At 38.6% G+C, this 373-nt stretch carries 1 protein-coding gene; it reads right to left on the minus strand.

Going from position 1 to position 373, the window contains the following annotated elements; all coding sequences use genetic code 11:
- On the minus strand, nucleotides 1-229 hold a 229-nt coding region (locus B2633_RS06960), incomplete at its 3' end, for a DEAD/DEAH box helicase family protein (RefSeq protein ID WP_483169894.1).
- Nucleotides 230-373 lie beyond the last annotated feature (144 nt).

Raw genomic sequence — 373 nt, forward strand, 5'->3', positions numbered from 1 at the left:
CAAGAGCAAGCGGAAAATTATAAATGATATCGCCATCGATCTTTTTCCCATCATTTCGGAATGGTGTGGCTGTAAATTGCAAGCACTCAACGGATTCAAACACTTTTTTGACTTTCTTCCATGAATTTGCCGGAACGTGATGTGATTCATCAATAATAAGTGTGTCGCACATTGATGCCAAAAGTCGTAAAAACTCATCTTTGAAGTGACCAGAATTAAGCAATGACATTGTTGTTATGATAAGGTTGCTCTTATCGAGTAGTTCCTGTAGTTCGGTTATGTCTTTTGGCGACGAAACAAGGCACCCGATAACTGGATTTTCAAAGGAATCATTTATTGCTCCTATCTCGCGTAATTTGCCAAGAGAACAAAA

This window comes from Syntrophomonas sp. UBA1041, from assembly GCF_002316705.1.
Classification (GTDB): domain Bacteria; phylum Bacillota; class Syntrophomonadia; order Syntrophomonadales; family Syntrophomonadaceae; genus DTU019.